Origin of the sequence: Mesorhizobium sp. M0018 (genome assembly GCF_040323955.1) — a bacterium.
Taxonomy (GTDB): Bacteria; Pseudomonadota; Alphaproteobacteria; order Rhizobiales; family Rhizobiaceae; genus Mesorhizobium.
The window spans coordinates 57594-78348 of sequence record NZ_JAMYVL010000019.1; the positions used below are offsets into that span (position 1 = coordinate 57594).

Consider the following 20755-nt stretch of genomic DNA (forward strand, 5'->3'; position numbering starts at 1 on the left):
CGTGCTTCGATATTTTGTCTGGCGTATCGCCGTGATGGTTCCAACGCTGCTGGTCATATCGGCACTGGTGTTCACGATCATCGAACTTCCCCCAGGCGACTATTTCGACAGTTATGTTGCCGAGCTTCGGGCTCAGGGCGAAGCGGTGGATTCCGATCGCATCGAGATGATGCGCAAGGAATATGGTTTCGACAAGCCACCGGTCATTCGCTACTTCTACTGGGTCGGCGGGATGCTGCACGGCGATTTCGGCTATTCCTTCGAATATGAGCTGCCGGTTCGCGACGTCGTCGGGGACCGAATGTGGCTGACGGTGCTGGTTTCCTTCGTCACGATCATCTTTACCTGGCTCATCGCCTTTCCGATCGGCATGTACTCCGCCACGCATCAATACAGCTGGGGCGACTACGGCCTGACTTTCTTCGGCCTTCTCGGCCTTGCGATTCCGAACTTCATGCTGGCGCTGATCCTGATGTATTTCGCCAACATCTGGTTCGGAACGTCTATCGGCCATCTCATGGACCAGCAATATCTCGGCGAGCCGATGAGCTGGGCCAAGGCGAAATCGATCCTCGCCCATCTCTGGATTCCGGTCTTGATCATCGGCACCGGGGGCACGGCAAGCATGATCCGGCGGCTGCGCGCCAATCTGCTCGATGAGCTACATAAGCAATATGTCGTGACCGCGCACGCCAAAGGCCTTCATCCCTTCAGGGCGCTGGTCAAATATCCGCTGCGCATGGCGCTCAATTTCTTCATTTCGGATATCGGCTCTATCCTGCCGGCCATCATCTCCGGTGCCGAAATCACGGCGATCGTGCTGTCTTTGGAAACGACCGGGCCGATGCTGATCAAGGCGCTGCAAAGCCAGGACATGTATCTCGCAGGGTCGTTCCTGATGTTCCTCGCCTTCCTGACGGTCATCGGCGTCCTGATTTCCGACCTGGCGCTGGCGCTACTTGATCCGCGAATTCGTTTGCAAGGCGGCAGCACCAAATGAACACGCAATCGCCGCTGCCCGCTCCGGGTGCCCCACTGCAACACTACGTTTCCATCGAGCCCTTTGACCTGCAGTCGGTCGAGGCGATGACGCCGGAGCAGGAGAAGGTCTTTCAGGCGTCGCAGTTGCGGCTGATGTGGTGGAAATTCCGTCGGCACCGGCTTGCCCTTGTATCCGGCATATTCCTGGCAGCGCTTTATTTCGGGATACTGATCTGCGAGTTCCTGGCGCCCTACGATCTGCACACGCGCAACATGGACTACATCTATTCACCGCCGCAGCGGGTGCACCTGTTCCACAACGGCGAGTTCGTCGGGCCGTTCGTCTATGGCCGCCAGATGACGCTGGATATGGACACGCTCAAGCGGAACTACGTCGAGAAACAGGATGATGTTCAGCGGATCCGTTTCTTCTGCAAGGGCGACAGTTACCGGTTCTGGGGCCTTATCGAAGGCGACAGGCATTTTGTCTGCCCTGCCGAAAACGGCCAACTCTTTCTGGCCGGCACTGACAGGCTGGGGCGCGATGTGCTCTCGCGCATCATCTATGGCGCACGTATTTCACTGACAATCGGCCTCGTCGGCATCAGTTTCAGCTTCCTGCTCGGCATTGTCATCGGCGGACTGGCCGGCTATCACGGCGGTATCTTCGACCTGATCGTCCAACGGATAATCGAAGTTCTGCAATCGATCCCCAGCATTCCGCTATGGCTGGCTCTGGCGGCGATCATGCCGATAACCTGGAGTCCGATCCTGATCTATTTCGGCATCACCGTCATCCTCGGGCTGCTCGACTGGACCGGACTGGCGCGGGCCGTGCGTTCGAAGCTTCTAGCCTTGCGCGAGGAGGATTACGTTCTGGCCGCGCAATTGATGGGCGCCAGAAGCAGCCGCATCATCGGGCGGCATCTCATTCCTGGCTTCATGTCGCATCTGATCGCGACGGCGACGATCTCCATACCCGGCATGATCCTGGGCGAGACGGCGCTGAGCTTCCTCGGGCTCGGCCTGAGGGCACCGATAACCAGCTGGGGCATCCTGCTCACCGAGGCGCGCAGCGTCAGCGTGATCGCGTTCTATCCATGGCTGCTTTTGCCGATGCTCCCCGTCGTTCTCGTCATCTTGGCGTTCAACTTCCTGGGCGACGGGTTGCGGGACGCCGCGGACCCCTACAAATGACATCGCTGTTCCGCCGCGCGCTGCGCCGCCGATTCCACCCGGTATGATCCTTGTCGGCAGCCTGTTCGCTTGTTGCAGTGTTCATCGTTCGCCTCTACACGCGGCAAGACTCGATCGGGGTTTAGCTCGTCGGCCTGGGTTTCAGCCGCGAAACGCTCTGGTCGGGGGCAGTTGATTTCGTGAACTGGTTCTGGACATACAATCGCACATGAGTCGCCTTGACAGTTTCATCCGGAGGATGACCGCACAGCGCGACATACTCGATCATGTCTGCGCCGAGGTTGCGAAGATGGAGGGGCCCGTGCTCGAGCTCGGCCTCGGCAATGGCCGGACGTTCCACCATCTGCGCGAGCGCCTGCCCGGACGCCGGATCGTAGCGTTCGATCGCGCACTTGCCGCACACGCCAGCTCAATTCCCGAAGCTGAAAACCTCGTGCTCGGCGAAATACGCGAGACGGCGAGCAGGTTCATTGGCATCGACGCCGCTCTTGTTCATGCCGACATCGGCACCGGCTATGAAGATCGCGATGCAGTGACCTCTACCTGGCTTCCCGATCTGACCGCGCGCCTGCTTCGCGTCGGCGGCATCGCGGTCAGCGGCACGCCGCTCGATCACCCGCAGTTGCAACGCCTCTCGCCGCCACCTTCGATTGCCGCCGATCGTTATTTTATCTGTAGGCGCGTGTGAGGGGCCGGGACGAGCCAACTCTTCAGGGGCCAAGCCTTCAGGGGATCGTGTATACTGCTATCTCCCGGTCAATGCCGCGCAGCGAGACCTCGTGGGGCACGGGCGTCAGCGCGTTCCTATGTAAGAGATCGGCGGTGAGATTGTCGTCGACCACCGCTCGAGTGGCGAAGATCGCCTGTGCGTTGGCAAGGTTCTGCACCCGCGAAGCAATGTTGACCGTCTGGCCGAAATAGTCCTGTCGCTCATTCATCGACACGGCGATGCAGGGGCCGGCATGGACTCCGATCTTGAGCAGCAGATCCTCGCGGCCGCTCTTGTCGTTGAGCGTACGCATGGCATCGCGCATCCTGAGGGCTGCAGCAATCGCACGATCAGGCGTCGCGAAGGTCGCCATCACCGCATCACCGATCGTCTTCACCACCGCGCCTGCCTCCGCCGTGACGATCTCGTGCAGAACCTGGAAATGCTCGCGCACGAGATCGAAGGCTGAAAGGTCGCCCACCCGCTCGTAAAGCTCGGTCGATCCGCGCAGGTCGGTGAACAGGAACGTCAGGCTGGTGATCTTCAGGCGCTGGTTGATGTCGAGTGTATCCGTGCGATAGAGATCGCGGAACGTCTGGTTGGTGAGCAGGCGCTTGGCGGTCAGGAAGGGCCGGCGTTTTCCCAGGAAATCATGCAATGTCTGGCCGGCGATGAAGACTGTCGGCAGCACGCGGGTGTCGGTCCGGTTTTCCAGCGAAATGCGCAACGGGCCGGGTTGCATCTCCAGCGTCTGGTTCTGGACATGGTCGCGGTCGAAGGCCAAAGAGAGGCTCCGGCGCTCCTTTGTTGGTTCGCCCTTCCCGTCGATGAACTGCGCTGAATGGGTGACCGGCTCGAAGACGATGATGAATTCAGACGGAAGCTGTATGGTCAGAACCGCCTTTTCACCGGGCGCAAGCTCGATATCCTCCAGCGAGAACGCTTCCAGCTTTTCCGCGAAATCCTCTTCCGGCAGATCGACTCCGGACGCCCAGTAGATCTGGCGGAAATATTCCGCCACCGGCAGTTCGTGTGGATTGTGTGCGGCAATCCTGCGCACGCGGGGACTGACGGTGAATGTCACCTCGACCATCTCATCGAGAGTCGGTGAATAGCCCTCGGAGCACAGCGCGCAGGTGTATTCGTCCTTTTGCAGGGTTTTCAGCGTGGCGTTGGTGTCGAGCACGCCGCCGCAGCCGGGACACAGAACATTCCAGGAAATGTCGAAGATGCCCACCCGCGCCGCATGGAGAAAGGCGCCTATTGCGCGCTCCTCGTCGAGGTCATGCTTGCTGGCGAAGGCTGGCGCATTGATGCGGCAAAGTTCGCGGTCCTCGCCCTCCGCGATGGTTCGCTTGATCGCGTCGATCGCCTGCGGATCGACATCGGCCGATTGTCGCAGAAGTGAGAATAGATCCTGAGCTTCGTTCATCGTGCAGGCTCCGGAAAATGCACCTCGAGGCGTTTTGACCGGACCGATCTTTGGTCCGAGTGTTCCATCTTACTTCGAAACGGACCGTACGGCCATTCGAATGGATAAGCCTGGTGACCGTTCAATTTCCATTCGGCGGATTTTAACCGGCCGCAAGCAGCACTATGATGGTCCATGGAGCATTCATCTTTGGGATTTTCTCCCATGCCGACATCAGACAATCCGCCATTTCCCGCGGTCCTGCGCCTTTTTTCTGCGGGGGTCATCGTTGTCCTGATCGTAGGCGCCGGCCTGTTTTTCATGCCTGCGCTGGTGAAATCGGGCTGGCCTTGGGCCGTCACGCCGTTCAATGCGCGCTTCCTCGGTGGCTTCTACACCGCCGAAATGGTCGTGATGGCGGCACTGCTGGTCTGGAATCGCTGGTCGCCCGGCAGGCTCGTGCTCGTCATGGCCTTCATCTTCACCGTCATCGTGTCGGTGGCTTCGTTCATCAATCTCGGCTATTTCAACTTCGAGCGCAAAGCGCCTTGGCTGTGGTTTTTGGTCTATCTTGCTTCGGCCGCGGTATCCGGGCTGTTCCTGTGGCGGGCCAGGGCCCGTCCTTCTGCAAAAGGCGTGACCTTAAATCCCGCATGGCGCGGCTACATGCCGGCGGAATCCGCGATCCTTGGGCTCTATGGCGTCGGCCTGTTGCTGTTTCCCCTGACATTCAGTGGCATCTGGCCATGGCCGATCGATGCCTTCCACGCTCAGGTCTACAGCGCCATCTTCCTCGCCGGTGCGGGCGGTATATATCTCGTCTGGAGAAGCGCGCCGCGCGAGGAACTGCTGGTGCTCGGGTTGGCCCAGTTTCTGGTTGGCCTGCTTGCCATCCTCGGCGTCGTCATCACCGACGCTGCGGTGCACCGGATCGACTGGACGGCGACCGGGACATTGGGCTGGCTCGCCCTTTTCGGCTGGATAGGCATCAGCGGCGTGTTCAAACTCTACGCTGCCTCCCGGTATTTTTAGCCCGCAATCGGCATCATATAGGTCAGAGACGGCTGGATTTTCGGGTGGCGTCCGGTGCATCGTACCGGGCCGCTTGCCTTCGCCGGGAACGCCATGACCAGCACGACCTCGCCACCCGCCGAGAAAATCCAGCCGCTGCTGCGGTCCGTCCGGCCAAGCGATGCGGAGGCGCTTTGCGCTATCTTCAACATGCCGGGCTTCCGCTGGGGCACGCTCAGGATGCCTTTCGAGATGGTGGAGCAGGTGGCGCGGCGCATTGCCAAGTCCGGCCCGGAAACCACCTGGATCGTTGCCGAGCTGGACGGCAAGGTCGTCGGCCATGGCAGCCTGGTCGTGCAAGGTTCACCGCGCCGTTCGCACATCGGCGAGATCAATATTGGCCTTGACGATGCCTTTGTCGGCAAGGGTATCGGCTCTGCCATACTTGGCGCGCTGCTTGACGTGGCCGACAACTGGCGCGCCCTGAAGCGAGTCGAATTGACCGTCTATGCCGACAACGAAGCGGCCCTCCGTCTCTACAAGAGCCACGGCTTTGAGATCGAAGGCCGGCATGTGAAGGCCGGCTTTACCGACGGGCAGTACCACGACCTCCTGAGCATGGCCCGGCTGCGGTTCTAAGATCCGCTGTTTGCCTTAGCTGTTTAGCCTATCTGACAATTCGTGCCGAGGCAGCGAACAGGTGATTGCTCAAGGAGAATTGCGTAGGATACGGTCATTTCGTCTCACACCACCTTGATCGAATTGACGATCTATGTGGGCCGGCCGCATCCAGCAAGTCTGGTCTCGCTTGGCGTTTACACCGCAAGCGGCTAGACGGGACCAATGACCGCCGTCTTTGATCCAACCCCTACCCCTCCGCGGGAAATTCTGGCTGTGCTGTCGCTGCTCTGCCCGGAGGTCGTGCGCGACATCGAGCAGAACTGGAATGCACCGGTTTCCGACTACGCCCGCCATCTTTGGCGGCCGGTGGCAAAGCCTGCATCGGGCCCGGCGATCGCTGCCCGCTCGATCCTGCGCGAAGTCCTGCATCAGCGCCTCGGTAGGATCATGCAGCCTGAGAAGATCGGCAAAGCCCTCGACGAGTTCGAGCACAGACCGGTGATTCAGTCCGGCCTGCACTGCCTGCTTCTGATGGACCGGATCACCTTCGATGCTCTTCTGCTTGCCTGGCTCGGCGCGGTCGAAAACGGGCTGTCGGCCTTCGTCGGCTTCATGGGAACGACGATGACCATGGAGACAGTTGGCCGGGAGGGGCCGGGATGGCTCGATGTCGGCGACGACAAGGTCAACCTGTTTGGCATGGGACGCCACAAACTGTGCCGCAAAAGCGCCTGCGTGGCCGGTCCCGTCTCCCTCAACAAGCGCGCGCTCGAAGCGGTGGGCGATGAAACGGATGGCAGCCGCTGGCTGGGCACACTGCTTGCCAGCCGGGACAAGGTGTTTGAAACCGCCGCCGATGCGCTGACTGAACTGAATGAGGATCTGGTCGCCAATTGGGATCGTGCCAGCATGGCCCTGCCGGTTTTCGTCGATGATCGGGTCGCCGCGGCTGCCATGGCGCGGCATCTAGAATATGACGGCAGCCTTCTTTCCAGGCTGCTGATTGAACCCGCAAGACGCCAGCGTCTCGAACATGCCTGGCAAGAGGCCGCATCGAGCCCATTTGGCAGATTCCTGCCCAATGCCACGGACTATTTCTGGGGCATCCGCGAGGAGCGCGTGCGCAAGCTCGTTCTCGAGAACGGGCACCTGATCGAGCCCGACAGGCCGCAAGGTCTTTCCATCCCGTTCGAGCGGCCGTATCTCAGGCAGGCGCTGCTGGACGGCGTGCTGCTGCCGAACTTGTTCCTGACGTTCCTCGTCCTTGCCATATTGCCGCGCGTGCGGGTCGTGGGCGGCCTGAGACAGATTGGCTATGTAGCGCTTTTCCACTCGATCCTCCTGGCCGTGCTGGACGAAAACGTGCCGGAAGAGCGCGATCTGGCCGCGGAACTGCAGGTTCGGGAAAATGCCTGGGGCATGCGGGTCATCGATGAAAAGATATCAGTCCGCGAGCAGCTTGCCGTCCTGCCGGAAGGAGCGCTCTTCCCGGACCTGCTCCGGCAATACCGATTGCGGACATTTGCCGAGACGACCGACGACCTGAAACTGGTTCGCGAAAACGCCAGATGGCGCAAGATCGGCCAGGCAGAGATCAAGCCGACCTGAGCCTAATTCGCAACCGCAAGCGACGGCGATCCATCGGGGAGCCTCTGGCGTCTGACCCCGCCGCACAGGCCTCACCTGTCATTGCACCACACCGCCCTTGCGGAGCCCATCCACCACGTGTTCGAAATCGACCGGTTCTTGTGGCAGACCAAGACTTTGTAGCGGTATCCAGCGAATAGTGGAGATTGACGCGAAGCACCTCCTGCCATGGCGCGCGGGCCTCGGCGAAGCGGCCCAGATGACCGTAGCTGGCGGCCAGAAACGCGCGCGAGACGTCGGTGACAGCGTTTGCGAGCCAGCCGTTGCATCAGAGGTCATGGGTAGCGGTCTGCCACCGGACCCACACGGATCGCCCGCTGCCGCTTGCCCGCCGACGGCTATCGGTGCATCCTTGTGAATAGCCTGGCCGTGAAGTGCGAGCGAGATCACGCCGTCACGGCCACTAGTGAGGTCTTGTTCGATGGACTGCTCGGGCTGCGGTTTCGAGATTGAGGGCGGTTACGCCTTCTGTCCGAGGTGTGGCAGGCGCCAGCCCGTGCCATGCGCCAGTTGCGGCTACACCTGCGCACCTGATTTCGAGTTCTGTCCGAAATGCGGGGCAAGCGTCGGTGCGCCCGCAAAAGCCGTCGAACGGCCTGCTCCGGCACCAAGCCGGACCATTGTGTCGCCTTCTCGAACTCCGTCGCTGCTTCCGAACATCGAAAGCGAAGAAGGGCTGCATCCCGTCTCTGACGCCGATCGCCGGACGGTAACGGTCCTGTTCGCCGACCTTTGCGGCTTTACGACACTCAGCGAGCAGCTCGACCCCGAGGTCATGCAAGCGCTGCAGAACAAACTGTTCAAGGAATTGACGGCGGCCGTGCGAAACTTTGGTGGGTTCGTCGACAAATTCATCGGCGATGCGCTGCTCGCTTTGTTCGGTGCGCCGGTCGCGCATGAGGACGATCCGGAACGCGCGCTTCGTGCCGCTCTCGACATGATCGCCCGGACGGCGCGGCTCGGCGAAAGCACCCCCCACTCCGGCTCGCCTCTGTTACTCCACATCGGCATAAACACTGGTCCGGTCGTTACTGGCGGATTGGGCATCGGCACCGCCAGATCCTATTCCGTGACCGGCGACACAGTGAATACGGCGCAACGCCTGCAATCGCTGGCCGCACCGGGTGAGGTGCTGGTAGGCGAGCTCACTCACAGGCTGACCCGGCATGCCTTCTCTTATGAGTCGCTGGGTGATGTCGTGTTTCGCGGCAAGGCTGGCAGCGTGCTCGTTCATCGACTGGACGCACCGCTAGCGGTGCCGCGTGCAGCGCGCGGGCTCGAGGCGCTCGGCCTCAGTGCGCCGCTAATAGGTCGTGGTGCGGAGCTCAATAGAATGATGGCGAGCCTTGACCAGGCGTGCGGCGGCTCGGCCCAACTTGTCCGCCTCGTCGGAGAAGCCGGCATCGGGAAATCGCGGCTGGTGAGTGAGTTCGTCGCCCGCGTCGGCGACGACGAGCGTTTTCGCAACGTCGCCGTGCGGCAGGCCACGTGCTCACCGCTGGGTGAACAATCTTTTGGCGCCTTGGGCGCAGTGGTGCGCAGCGCTGCCGGGATGATGCAAAACGACAATGGGGACGAAATGCGGGGGAAGCTCGCAGGCTTGCTTGCCGATCTCGGCCTGCAGGGCGAGGAGGCGAAGCGGCTGATGCCTTTGCTCTACCATGTGCTTGGCCTTGGCGACCCCGATGCCACCTTGCAGCATGTCGAGCCCGAGCAGCTGCGGCGGCAAATTCTCTACGCAGTCCGCACAATCATCGAACGGCGGCTTGCGTTGTCGCCGCTATTGATTGTCGTCGAAGACCTGCACTGGGCCGACGCCGTGTCGCTCGAGGCACTACGTTTCGTGATGGACAGGTTGGAACGCACGCGGTTGATGTTGCTGGTCACGCATCGTCCGGCGCCGGACAACGACCAGCTCGACTCAAGTCGGGTCAGTCACACAGCGCTCAGGCTTCCGCCACTCAACAATGATGACGGACGCAGCCTGCTGGCAGCGCTTTTCGGCGAGAGCTGGGTAAGCTCCGCGGGAGGGCTTCTCGACCAGATCCTCGAGCGCGCGGGCGGCAACCCCCTTTTTGTAGAGGAAATCGTTCGCGGCCTTATCGATCGCGGTGTACTGGTGCGAGAGGGCCAGCGATGGCGGACTGTGGCAGGCGAAGTCGCAACCGGCATCCCCGCCACTATCCAGGCAATGTTGCTTGCCCGCGTCGACCGGCTGCCCCAAGAGGTGCGCCGGTTGGCCCAGGAGGCCGCGGTAATCGGCCCGCGCTTCGATGCCACACTTCTGAAAACCGTGACAGCCGATCCCGGCCGGCTCGAAGCCGGCTGCGAACTGCTTTGCGATGCGGAAATCATCGAGGAAGTTGCCGGATCAGGCTCGGTCTCGTCTCAAAGCTACCGCTTTACGCAAACATTGCTGCAGGACGTGATCTACCAGAATCTGCTCCTGCAACGCCGGACCGAAATCCACGGGCGGATCGGTGCTGCCTTGGAGCAACTGTGCGGCGACGAGCCGGAACGGCTCGAGGATTTGACCGTGCTGGGTCATCATTTTGCACAGAGCGCCGAGCGGGAGAAGGGCGCGCATTACCTGCAGGCGGCAGGCGATCGCGCTCGCATGATATATGCCAACGACGACGCCCTTCGTTTCTACGAGCGAGCACTGACTGCGTTGGGCGCGATCGGGCAAACACCGCTCAAACTGGCAATTGCAGAGCGCATTGCCGATTTGAGCGGCCCGGCAGGCCGCCGTGAGATCGCGCACCACCACTACGAGACGGTGTTGCAGGCATACCGCGAGTCAGCCAATCGCGTCGCCTCGGCGCGAGTTTTGCGTAAGATCGGTCGGCTACTCTGGGATGTCGGCAAGCGGGACAAGGCAGAACCCCGCTATGCCGAGGCGGCAGCGCTCCTCGATGGAGCGGATGCCCCGATCGAGCAGGCGCATCTGTGGCAAGAACGTGGCCGACAGGCGTTCCGTAGCGGAGATCACGCTCTCGCGGCAAAATGGGCAGACGCGGCGCTGGATTGCGTAGGCACACTGACAACGGAGCATGTCTCCGAGGTAAGGTGTGATGCCACTCTTGTGACCGCCGAGGCACTCAATACCAAGGCTGTCGCGCTGGCTCGCCTTGGGCGAAACCGTGAGGCCGTGCGTCAGGTTGAGCGTAGCATTGAATTGGCCGAAGCCGCCGGTCTGCTGGGCGCGGCCTGCCGCGGCTACACCAATCTCGGCGTGCTTTACACGACCATCGATCCCGCAAAGGCGATGGAGGTCTGTCGGCGCGGTCTTGAAGTGGCGCGCCGTATTGGTGATTTGGGTTTCCAGGCGCGCCTCCTCGCCAATCTGGCGGTCGCTTGTTGTACTTTCACGGATCGCTGTCCAACGGAGGGCGTACCCGCTGCCGAGAAGGCCATTGAGATCGACCGTGCGCTCGACCAGCGCGAGCACCTGCCGGTGCCTTTGATCGTGCTTGGGCAAATCCACCAGTGCAACGGCCGCCCGGACCTGGCGGTTGGGTTGTTCCACGAAGCACTGGACGTAGCTCGCGAAACGGGCGAACCCCAACTGCTGTTTCCGTGTTATGATGGTCTCGCAACGCTTAATCTCGATCTCGACAATCTGGCCGAGGCCGAACGCTACTTTTCCCTGGCGCAGGGTATATGCGCCCAGCACGGGCTCGACCCGGAAGCGCTTGTGGTGCTGCCTTTTCTCGACTAGCCGGGGTTGGAGGTTGGAAATGTCCGCGCGTAGTGACTTGGTGCCGCTTCAACCGGGCGACCGTGCGCCAAACGTGGTACTCGACGCCATTACCCAGGAAGGCAAGATCGCGCTTGACGATTTTCGCGGCCAAAAACCGGTGCTGGTCGGCCTGTTTCGAGGTCTGCATTGCGCGTTTTGCCGGCGCCATATCGCCGCCCAGGCGCGGCTTGATCCGGAGCTGCGCGAAAGGGGCGTGGAGAGCCTGACGGTGGTCAACACGCCGATCGAACGGGCGCGTCTCTATTTCCGCTACCATCCGATGCCGAATCTGCTTGCGGCCTCCGATCCTGAACGCGCTTCACATCGTGCTTTTGGACTGCCCAATCTCGAATTCACCCAAAACGAGACGAACTGGCCGTACAAGGTCTCGATGGCAGCGGCAAAGGATATGCGGGTCGACATACCAGGCGAGTTGCCCGGTCCTATGGATCCTCTTGCGGCCAGTGAAATGCTCAACAAGAGGGACCATTACGAGCTGACCGAAGCCGACGAGCAGATGCTAGCAACGGGACACGGACAATTGGTCGGTCAGTTCCTGCTGGACCGGCAGGGGATCGTCCGCTGGAGCTTCACGGAGGTTCCAGAGGGTGGGCGATACATGTTTGGGGCGCCAAGCCCGCAGGAGCTGATGTCAGCCGTATCCCAAGTCGCCCAATAGACTTGCGAACGAGGTAAGCGGGCGGGACACGGAACAAAAAAGCGGAACCAATTTGGTACGAATCTAGACACTGACAAGTTCACGGTTCATGCGAGCACGGCCTCGACAACGGCAACAAAGTCATCGAGCGAACGATCCCCACGAATCTCGATGCGCGGAAGGTCGATGGGATCGCAATCGAGGTCCGCCGGTCCGTGTCTGCCGCCGAAGCCGATTCGATAGCCGCACTCCTTGGCCAGCCTGCCAAGCCGTCGGTCGGTGACAGAGAAGGGTGCCGCGAACGCCGCGGTTGGCCGACCGGTCCACCGTTCGATGAACATACGAGAGCGCAGGAGCTCGGCGGCCAAGTCAGAGCTCGACAGACCATCGATCGCGCGATGCGTCGCCAGATGGCTTCCGAAGAACGCACCTTCGCCGGCGAGGCGTCGCACCGTCCCGGCGTCCATAAGCTGCGTCGGCGGGCCGCTGTAGGCGTCCCACTGTGCACTTTCACCCACCAAGTCCGTCACCAGGAACACTTCCGCGGTCAGGTCGTTCGCGCGCAAGGCCGGCCAGGCATGGTCGGCAAAGTTCTGGAAGCCGTCATCGAAGGTGATGAGCACTGGGCGGCCAACGAAAGGCTGACGGTTGGCGATGAACCATTCCAGCTGCTCGGAGCTAATCGCGTGAAAGCCATTGGCGCGCAGCCATGTCATTTGGCTGGCGAATGCGGCGGGCGCGAGCCGAAAACGGGCGAGCGCGGCCGGACCTTCATCGGAGACGCTGTGATACATGAGGACAGGGATACGCTGCCGCCGCTCGCTATGTGCGACGTCGCGGCGCAAGGCCCGCGCCCCGCCCCAGACGATATTTCGTGCGACTCCGATTTCGACGGGTGCGCGGATTGGCACATGATCTATCGTCGGTTCCGTCGCCACGTCGCCTGGTGACAGGCGGCGGAAGCGGTCTATGCGGTAGAGCTCGGTCTGGATCGATTGCTCGAGAACGAGGCCGTGGCCCGCTGCCAGCGTCTCTGAGATCGCTTGTGCACCGAATGTGTTCCAGTCGAAGCCCGTCCTTTCAACATTGTCTCGTAGCACGAATGCGTGTGCGCTGATGAAACTGCCGCCAGGCGCCAACGCCTCAACAAGTTTTTTGGCGATGCGCCGCAACTCGGTGAGATCGTCCAGGTAATAGAGCACTTCCGAACAGACGATCAGATCCATCTCGCCCGGCAGCGTGTCCGCAGAAAAATCCAGTACGCCGAACTCAACGTTCGGCTGATCACTGCATCGCGCGCGCGCCCGCCCGACGGCTACGGCGGAGATGTCAGTTGCGGTCAAATGGCCCACGCGCGGCGCCAGCTGTCGCGTGAAGTGGCCCTCCGCGCAGGCCAGCTCAAGCGCCCGTCCGATGGGACCGGCAGGCAGAATTTCGAGCTGCCGCTCATATTTTTCCTGCTCATAGAGCGAACCGTAGTTCCAGGGATCCTCGATCGCAAAATGGCGATTCCAGAAAGATGTGCGGTCATTGTCGCGCCCATCCGCGGCCCGTGCACGGCGCGGCGCTGCAAAAGGCTCTTTAGTTTCGGCGCTCGACCGAACCAGCGCCTGCGCTTCCGCGGCCAATCCCGCAAGTTTGCCGAAATGGCTGTCCCGATCAGACCGGCGTCCCGCCATGGACAACAATGCCTCGGCTGCAGACATGTTTGACTTGTCGGCACCGGCGCCCTTTTGCGGTGCATCTACAGGCGATCGCCTCGCAAGTCGCGCGGCACTGTGCATAGGCCGCTCAGAGGGCAGGAAATTCAGGATCAATTCAATCCAATGACGCCTCGTCACTCTCCCGAGTACGCCGAACTGCACGAGAGCCTCGATCTGGCCATCCATCATCAGATGGGCATAGATTTGATCGATTCCTTCCGGTACTTCGATCGAGGCCGGATTTCGCGCGTCGACACGAATTCCAAGTGTCCGCGCCAGCCTGCGCGGCGCGGCAAGATCGTCGACATCGAGCAGCATTTGCTCAAAGTGATACTGCACGCGGCGAGCCGCGTCCGGATTATTCCAGACCTTGCCGAGTTCGAGGATCAACTCGGTGAGGGAAGCGCCGAACCTGTCCCACCTGGCAGCCAATTGCGCTGGCACCGACAGGCTTCCTACCATAAGGCCATCGACGGCCACCTTGGCGATCTCACGCGCCCACTTACGTCCTGCTGGGAGCGCGCGCAGGGACTGCGGGTTGATCGAGCGCGAGCCGCAGCCGCAATCCGATGCGGCGTTCCACAACGCGAACCACGCGAGTGCTTCTGAAGCGGTGTGGCCGTTCGCGTCGGTCGCTCCATTGGCGTGAGCCGATGCCGGGTGTTTGACCCTGGGATCGGCGGAAAAGCCGCGAGCGATCACGACTTCGCCATCTGCCAGCATCTGCGCCGAATTGCGGCTGAGCGCGTTGGGGCTGGCCCGATAGAAAGCGAGCGGCTCGTCGACCATCACCCAATTTTTGCCTAGACGTGCGAGGCGCTGCCACAGATCCCAGTCCTCGCAGGTGCGCAGCGACACGTCGAAACCGCCCAACTCGACAATTATCTCCCGATCGACCAGCAGCGCGTGAGTGCGGACAGCACACCGGCGGGCGAACGTTTCGAAGGGTTGAATCGCAACCTCCGTTGCGATGCTCGACGCCGTGAGTTCGCCATCGGGCATCACGCGTCGGGAACCGCAATAGGCAGCCACTGCATCGGGAGCGGATTTCAGTGCGGCCAGCATTTTGGCAAGGAAGCTGGCATCCACCCAATCGTCCGCATCCAGAAACATGAGCCAGTGGCCGCGCGCCTTCGAAATCCCGCTATTGCGCGCGCCGGCGGGGCTATGCGCGCAAGAGCTCAACATCCGAAATCGGGCATCGTGCTCTACATAACCGGCGATGATCGCAGGGGTGCGGTCCGTGGAGGCGTCGTCGACGATGATCGCCTCCCAATCCATTATTTCCTGATCAAGAAGGCAATCGAGTGAGCGCGCCAGCGTTACCTCCGCGTTGTGCGCAGGAACCACGATTGAAACCAAGGGATCATGCGCCACGCCGTCTTACCCGCGCCTGGTTCGAGGTAGAACAAGATGTGTTGATCTTTCTCGGCGTAGGCCGTCACAATCGACGCCGATCAGTCCGTCGACCCATCGTCCATCACCACTATATCCAGTATCTGGCAGGTCTGCCGGCGGATGCCGGCAAGCATTGCGCCGACGGTTTGCTCGGCATTGAGCATCGGTACCACACCGCCCTGCGGTAGCATCCTGGATCATCGAGCTTCCGTTTTCCTCGGCAAGAGTTGGCAAATGTCAAAACCGGATGACGGCATCGGCTGGCAGCACTGCCCTGTCAAGATAAGGGCGAATTAGAGGCGGGCAAAAAAGACTTGAACACAGGCTGAATGGCAGCGCGAATGCCCGACGGCTTGGAGCTGAGGTCGATGCGCCAGGGCATCTCCGCTCTCGCATTTCATCTGCATAAAGATGATCGCGGGCGAAGACGCGAGCGCGAGCTGATCCGGATCGAGCCGCATGTCGAAATCTACCCGAATGGGGGACGTTCGAACCGACTTAAGCCGAGAAGATTCCGGCTTGCGGGTCGACAATTTTACTGGCAAGTTTACCAGTTGCTAAATTAGCGTTGTGGCAATGTTCAAAAGAAGGGGCATGGGATGGCCAAGGAATCTTCGAGTACCGCTTCTTCGGCAAATAAAGCGGACGCAAATCTGATAAGTAATGCAGACGGAAGCGGGCTGACCTTCATGGCGGGCCAGGCTCGCGAGAGTGGGGCCCCCGGCGACGCTGTAGGTGTCGACAAGATACGTGATCTGCTGTTCGGCAACCAGATGCAGGACTATGACCGCCGCTTTTCCAAGCTTGAAGAACGGGTCTTGCAGCGCTTCAAGGATGTCGAATCCGAGGCCAAGCGCAATCTTGAAATGTACGAGTCAAATGCAAAGAAGCAGGTCGACTCGCTTGCGGCGCAATTGCGGAACGAAAAGGACGCGCGAGCCGACGCCGATAAGGAGATTGATCGGAATCTTCGCGAGCAAAATCAGGCGCTCGAAAAGCAGGTGCGCGCGTTGTCGGATCAGTTGAGCGAGCTTGAGCGGGAAGTTGCGGACCGGATAAATCGAAACGATCATTTGCTGCGTGAGGAAATCAAGCAAAAGAATGAAAGCATTCAGATGCTGATGGAGAAAATGTTTTCCGATCTTGGCAATGTCAAGACCGACCGAAATCTTTTGGCTGGCCTGTTTGTTGAGGTTGCAAAATGTCTAAATCAGGATCCCGTCGGCAGCAAGAACAACTCGGAGCGTACCTGGAAAGTGAGTTGATCGGAACTTGACGTCGACTGTCGACCCAATCAGCCTCCCTCAAAGAGCAGCTTCGAACGATACAGAGATTGATCGCGAGGCGCTGGCTCGCCTTTTGATCGAAATTGCCCGGAACGTTGATCCGGACTATCGTGCGCGTCTCGACGGAATCCCAACCGCCGACCCTCGCATGGATACGCTGCGCCAGTTGCTGGTCGGCCGCGAAATTTCGGAGCTTTCACGAGTTACGCACCTGCTCGACGAACCCGAGCAGCTTGCGGCTGCGGTGGGGAGCGTTCTCCCCAGTGCAGCCGCACGTGCGCCTCATGCGCAACTCGGAGAGGCCCTTGCGCCAGCTGTCGAGAGGGCCGTGCAACGGTCCATCCAGAAGAGCCCGCGTACGCTGACGGATATATTGTACCCGGTGTTTCTGCCGGCTATTCGCAAGTCGATCGGCGAAAAGATCGACCAGACCTTTCAATCGTTGAATGAAACTTTAAGACATATATTTACCTGGCACGGGCTCAAGTGGAGACTTGAAGCGTGGAGAACAGGAGCAAGCTTCTCAGAAGTTGTTCTTAAGCATTCTCTTGTTTATCGTGTAGAACACGTCTTTCTAATCAATCGCAATTCCGGGCTTTTGATAGCGCATGTAACTGCCGATAATGCAACTAGCGAAGATCCTCAACTCATTTCTTCTATGCTTAGTGCAATTCAAGATTTTGTAAAAGACTCATTTAACGAGAAAGAACAGAGCGGCCTGGATACCATTCGTTTCGGAGAGCTTCGTCTCTGGTCGGAAGTTGGACCGTTTGCGACCTTGGTTGCGGTGATCCGGGGAAATCCGCCGGAGGAATTACATGAAATAATTCGCGATGTATTGCTTCGCATCCATGATGAATGCTCACAGGCTCTAGAGCAGTTTGACGGCGACAGTTCGCAGTTGGCCGGCGTAGAGACGCAGTTGCAGACCTGCGTTGAACTGAAGCAGGAGGAATCAAACCAGGGATTTCCGTGGCTGGTCGTGGCTGCAGTCCTGCTGGTTTTGATTCCGGCAGGCGGTTGGTTCTTTCTTTCCTGGCAATCCGTGCAGCGCTGGCAGACCTATGTGTCGCGACTGGGGACCCAGCCGGGCATCATCGTTGCCGAACAAAAGGTGCGTGATGGCCAATTCTATATTGCCGGTCTGAGAGACCCGCTTGCCGCCGACCCGCAGTCGCTGTTGGCCGGAACGCAGGTCGATCCCGCCCGCGTTCATTCACAGTGGCAATTCTATCAGAGTCTTGATCCGGAGTTCGTATTGAAGCGGCTAACGGCGTCGCTGGTTCCGCCGGATTCAGTACGACTTTCGATCGTCAATGGTCGCATCGTTGCCGAGGGTGAGGCTCCCAACACCTGGATAGATCGGGCGCGCGCAGCGGCCCAACAACTTTCGGCAGGCGGACCGGAATTCGACATCTCCAGGGTTCGTGATGTGAGCCCCGAAGCACGCGCGGCGGAGCACTGGCAGACTTATGTGTCGCGACTGGAGGCCCAAGCGGGAATCATCGTCGCCCAACAAAAGGTGCGTGATGGCCAATTCTATATTGCCGGCCTGAGAGACCCGCTTGCCGCCGACCCGCAGGCTCTGCTGTCCGGAACGGAGGTAGATCCCGCCCGCGTTCATTCGCAGTGGCAATTCTATCAGAGCCTTGATCCGAAGTTCGTCCTGAAGCGGCTGATGGTATCGCTGACCCCGCCGGATTCAGTACGGCTTTCGATCGTCAAGGATCGCATCGTTGCCGAGGGTGAGGCTCCCGACATCTGGATAGACCGCGCACGCGCAGCGGCCCGACAGCTCTCGGCAGGCGGACCGGAATTCGACATCTCCAAGGTTCGTGATGTGAGCCCCGAGGCACGCGCGGCGGAGCACTGGCAGACTTATGTGTCGCGACTGGAGGCCCAAGCGGGAATCATCGTCGCCCAACAAACGGCGAGGGGGGGACATTTCTATATTTCCGGCCTGAGAGACCCGCAGGCCGCCGACCCGAAGGCTCTGCTGTCCGGAACAGGGGTCGATCCTGCTCGCGTTCATTCACAGTGGCAATTCTATCAAAGCCTTGATCCGAAGTTCGTGGTGAAGCGGCTGATGGCGTCGCTGACTCCGCCGGATTCAGTACGGCTTTCGATCATCAAGGATCGCATCGTTGCCCAGGGTGAAGCTCCTGCCGCCTGGATAGATCGGGCGCGGGTCGCCGCCCAACAGCTGTCCGCGGACGGACTCTCTCTAGAACTCTCCGAGCTGCGTGAGTTGACCCCTCCGCAACTCACTCATTTGAGGGAGGCTATTCAAGCGGTCAACATTTTCTTCGATTCTGGCAAGGCTGTACCGGGACCAGAGCAACTGCCGGTTCTCGACAAATTGGCGAATCAGTTGAAGGAATTGGCCGAGGACGCCCGCAAGGCAGGCGTAACAGCACAGTTCATGTTGACCGGCCATTCGGACGAGACGGGCCGTGAAACGGCCAAGTTGTCGATCAGCGCCGCGCGCGCGGAGACAGTTCGTGCGCTTCTCAAGAAGCGCGGCGTCGATCCGGAGTTGCTCTTGGTTCGCGGCGCGGGCACCTTTGAGCCAGCGGAGATTGAAAATAGCCGAACCGGGAACTCCGCCAACCGCAGAGTTTCGGTTACGGTAAACTTCCACTAGGCGGAGCCCAGGATATTGCAAAAGAAGATCTGTATGTTGGGCGGGTTCGCTGTCGGAAAGACGAGTCTGGTTCGCAGGTTTGTGCAAAGCATCTTTTCAGAAACCTACTTGACCACGGTGGGAGTGAAAATCGACAAGAAGAGTGTCGCATTCCCGGACAAAACCGTGGATCTGATTTTGTGGGATTTGGCCGGCGAAGACGATATCGGCTCATTCCGCGTCAGCTATGTGCGAGGTGCGAGTGGGCTCGTGCTTGTCGTCGATGGAACACGCGCTGCTACTCTTGCCGTTGCGCTCACGTTGCGCGAGCGGGCCGAGGCTGAATTCGGCGCTATGCCGTTTGTATTGCTGTTCAACAAATCCGATCTGGCCGATCGATGGGCAATATCGGATAGTGAAATTGACGAACTGAGGCAACTTGGATGGCAAATCTATCTGACAAGTGCGCTTTCGGGCGAACATGTTGATGATGCGTTTCGTCAACTTGCTTCGATGGTCAGCAAATAAACCATGGATGTCTTGCCAAGAGAAGTTAGAAGCTGGATTTACGATTTCTTCTACAAGGAGCGCTCGGTCGCATATCTGAAAATCGACGCCCAGCTTTGCATAGCTGCGAAGGGCGGTAACGTTAACCATTACGGACTCTCGTCAGTTCGCATAGGTAAGCCTGTTGCCGAGCAGCTTGAATTCATGGAAGGTTTATTGCCCTGCCCCGAGCTTCCATATGATATGGCCATGGTCGAACTGCCCAGCGGGCGTGTCGCGGACCTCCATCTTTTTGCTGACAATGCCTGCGTGTGGCTGCTCTTTCTTGACGCCACTGCCGAACGCGACAATAGGCAGCGGCTTCAACAGAAGGCTTATGAAATGACGCTTCTGCAAGAGAGGGAGCGTCAACTCAACGAGAAATTACAATCGACAAACGAGGCGTTGAGGGCGAGCCAAGAGGGATTGTCGCGTGAATACCAGCGCGCCGAAGCCCTACTCCTCAACATTCTTCCGGCGTCGATCGCGGAGCGGCTAAAAGCGCACGAACAAATTGCAGACAACCATGCGGAGGTGAGTGTGCTTTTTGCCGACATCGTCGGCTTTACGGAAAGAGCGCGGAGCGTCGGAGCCGTGACGACGCTCGCTATTTTAAATTACTTCTTCAAGGCGGCGGATCTGCTCTCGGAGCGATACGGCTGCGAAAAGATCAAGACAATCGGCGATTGTGTGATGGTGGTCGCTGGCCTGCCCACCGCGCGATCCGATCATGCGGAAGCCCTTGCGCACTATGCACTTGAACTGCGGAAGGCGGTTAAGCGCGAACGCTTCGCAGGAGAACCGATAAGACTCAGAATTGGAATTCACTCAGGACCAATCGTGGCGGGCGTCATAGGCAAAAGGCGGTTTGCCTATGACCTATGGGGCGACACCGTTAATCTCGCCGCACGTATCCAAACGTCCGCGGAGCCCGATGAAATCCGTATTTCGGATGCAACTCATCAACTGCTTGGACCAAATTTTGCTTGCGACCCACTCCAGGAAACGGAATTGCGTGGTACAGGTCGTGTGCGAATGTGGCGGCTCCCGGCCTGATTTGCCGCATGGCAGTGCCGACCCGGAAGCGCATTGCATCTCAAGCAACATCATGGTTTCGAATGTCCGCAGCGGTGCGCGAAGCAGTTGACCACCGAGCGACCGCCAAAGGTCTGTCCTGGTCAACTCAGGAAATCAGTTCCTGAGATTTAACGTCGATGCCCAG

15 protein-coding genes and 1 pseudogene are annotated in these 20755 nt (G+C 59.8%); 12 read left to right on the forward strand and 4 right to left on the reverse strand.

Features of this window, described 5'->3' with window-relative positions; translation table 11 throughout:
- Nucleotide 1 precedes the first annotated feature (1 nt).
- The 3 genes from NKJ81_RS23680 (at nt 2) to NKJ81_RS23690 (ending at nt 2866) form a co-directional block, all read left to right on the forward strand.
- Nucleotides 2-1000 (forward strand): ABC transporter permease, encoded by a 999-nt coding sequence (locus tag NKJ81_RS23680; protein ID WP_023675966.1) that lies wholly within the window; start codon nt 2-4, stop codon nt 998-1000.
- On the forward strand, nt 997-2178 hold the full coding sequence (locus NKJ81_RS23685; RefSeq protein ID WP_352450251.1) for an ABC transporter permease: 1182 nt from the start codon (nt 997-999) through the stop codon (nt 2176-2178). The genes NKJ81_RS23680 and NKJ81_RS23685 overlap by 4 nt, the downstream gene beginning before the upstream one ends.
- A 208-nt stretch (nt 2179-2386) precedes the next feature.
- A complete protein-coding gene (locus NKJ81_RS23690) occupies nt 2387-2866 on the forward strand; it encodes a class I SAM-dependent methyltransferase (protein ID WP_352541938.1) in 480 nt (159 codons plus the stop codon).
- Nucleotides 2867-2903: 37 nt separating this feature from the next.
- On the opposite strand, the gene NKJ81_RS23695 is transcribed toward NKJ81_RS23690, so the two are convergent.
- Nucleotides 2904-4319, reverse strand: a complete 1416-nt coding sequence (locus NKJ81_RS23695; protein ID WP_352541939.1) for an adenylate/guanylate cyclase domain-containing protein — start codon at nt 4317-4319, stop codon at nt 2904-2906.
- A gap of 204 nt (nt 4320-4523) precedes the next feature.
- On the opposite strand from NKJ81_RS23695, the gene NKJ81_RS23700 reads away from it, so the two are divergent.
- From NKJ81_RS23700 to NKJ81_RS23710, 3 genes are all read left to right on the forward strand, one after another.
- The gene (locus NKJ81_RS23700) at nt 4524-5330 is read left to right on the forward strand and encodes a hypothetical protein (RefSeq protein WP_352541940.1); all 807 of its coding nucleotides are present in this window, start codon (nt 4524-4526) and stop codon (nt 5328-5330) included.
- 93 nt (nt 5331-5423) lie between these two features.
- Nucleotides 5424-5948: a GNAT family N-acetyltransferase gene (locus NKJ81_RS23705; RefSeq protein ID WP_352541941.1), complete on the forward strand. Its 525-nt coding sequence runs from the start codon at nt 5424-5426 to the stop codon at nt 5946-5948.
- Between the two features lie 204 nt (nt 5949-6152).
- A complete protein-coding gene (locus NKJ81_RS23710; protein ID WP_352541942.1) occupies nt 6153-7538 on the forward strand; it encodes a hypothetical protein in 1386 nt (461 codons plus the stop codon).
- Nucleotides 7539-7616: 78 nt separating this feature from the next.
- Here NKJ81_RS23710 and NKJ81_RS23715 read toward each other — a convergent pair.
- A pseudogene (locus NKJ81_RS23715) lies at nt 7617-7827 on the reverse strand (adenylate/guanylate cyclase domain-containing protein); the annotation flags it as partial.
- Nucleotides 7828-7998: 171 nt separating this feature from the next.
- Here NKJ81_RS23715 and NKJ81_RS23720 point away from each other — a divergent pair.
- Together NKJ81_RS23720 and NKJ81_RS23725 are read left to right on the forward strand one after the other, a co-directional pair.
- A complete protein-coding gene (locus NKJ81_RS23720; RefSeq protein ID WP_352541943.1) occupies nt 7999-11298 on the forward strand; it encodes an adenylate/guanylate cyclase domain-containing protein in 3300 nt (1099 codons plus the stop codon).
- A gap of 19 nt (nt 11299-11317) precedes the next feature.
- Entirely contained in the window at nt 11318-11998 is a 681-nt protein-coding gene (locus NKJ81_RS23725; RefSeq protein WP_352470916.1) for a peroxiredoxin-like family protein, read from the forward strand.
- An 86-nt stretch (nt 11999-12084) separates the two neighbouring features.
- Here NKJ81_RS23725 and NKJ81_RS23730 read toward each other — a convergent pair whose 3' ends face one another.
- The gene (locus NKJ81_RS23730) at nt 12085-15057 is read right to left on the reverse strand and encodes a trifunctional glycosyltransferase/class I SAM-dependent methyltransferase/polysaccharide deacetylase (protein ID WP_352541944.1); all 2973 of its coding nucleotides are present in this window, start codon (nt 15055-15057) and stop codon (nt 12085-12087) included.
- An 80-nt stretch (nt 15058-15137) separates the two neighbouring features.
- Nucleotides 15138-15269, reverse strand: a complete 132-nt coding sequence (locus NKJ81_RS23735; protein WP_352541945.1) for a glycosyltransferase — start codon at nt 15267-15269, stop codon at nt 15138-15140.
- Nucleotides 15270-15677: 408 nt separating this feature from the next.
- Here NKJ81_RS23735 and NKJ81_RS23740 point away from each other — a divergent pair, with 408 nt between their 5' ends.
- From NKJ81_RS23740 to NKJ81_RS23755, 4 genes are read left to right on the forward strand one after another with little or no spacing between them, the layout of a single operon-like run.
- Nucleotides 15678-16343, forward strand: a complete 666-nt coding sequence (locus tag NKJ81_RS23740) for a DUF3450 domain-containing protein (RefSeq protein WP_352470876.1) — start codon at nt 15678-15680, stop codon at nt 16341-16343.
- Nucleotides 16344-16350: 7 nt separating this feature from the next.
- On the forward strand, nt 16351-19008 hold the full coding sequence (locus NKJ81_RS23745) for an OmpA family protein (RefSeq protein ID WP_352541946.1): 2658 nt from the start codon (nt 16351-16353) through the stop codon (nt 19006-19008).
- A 15-nt stretch (nt 19009-19023) separates the two neighbouring features.
- Entirely contained in the window at nt 19024-19515 is a 492-nt protein-coding gene (locus NKJ81_RS23750) for a Rab family GTPase (protein WP_254818889.1), read from the forward strand.
- Nucleotides 19516-19518: 3 nt separating this feature from the next.
- Entirely contained in the window at nt 19519-20589 is a 1071-nt protein-coding gene (locus NKJ81_RS23755) for an adenylate/guanylate cyclase domain-containing protein (RefSeq protein WP_352470874.1), read from the forward strand.
- Nucleotides 20590-20755 lie beyond the last annotated feature (166 nt).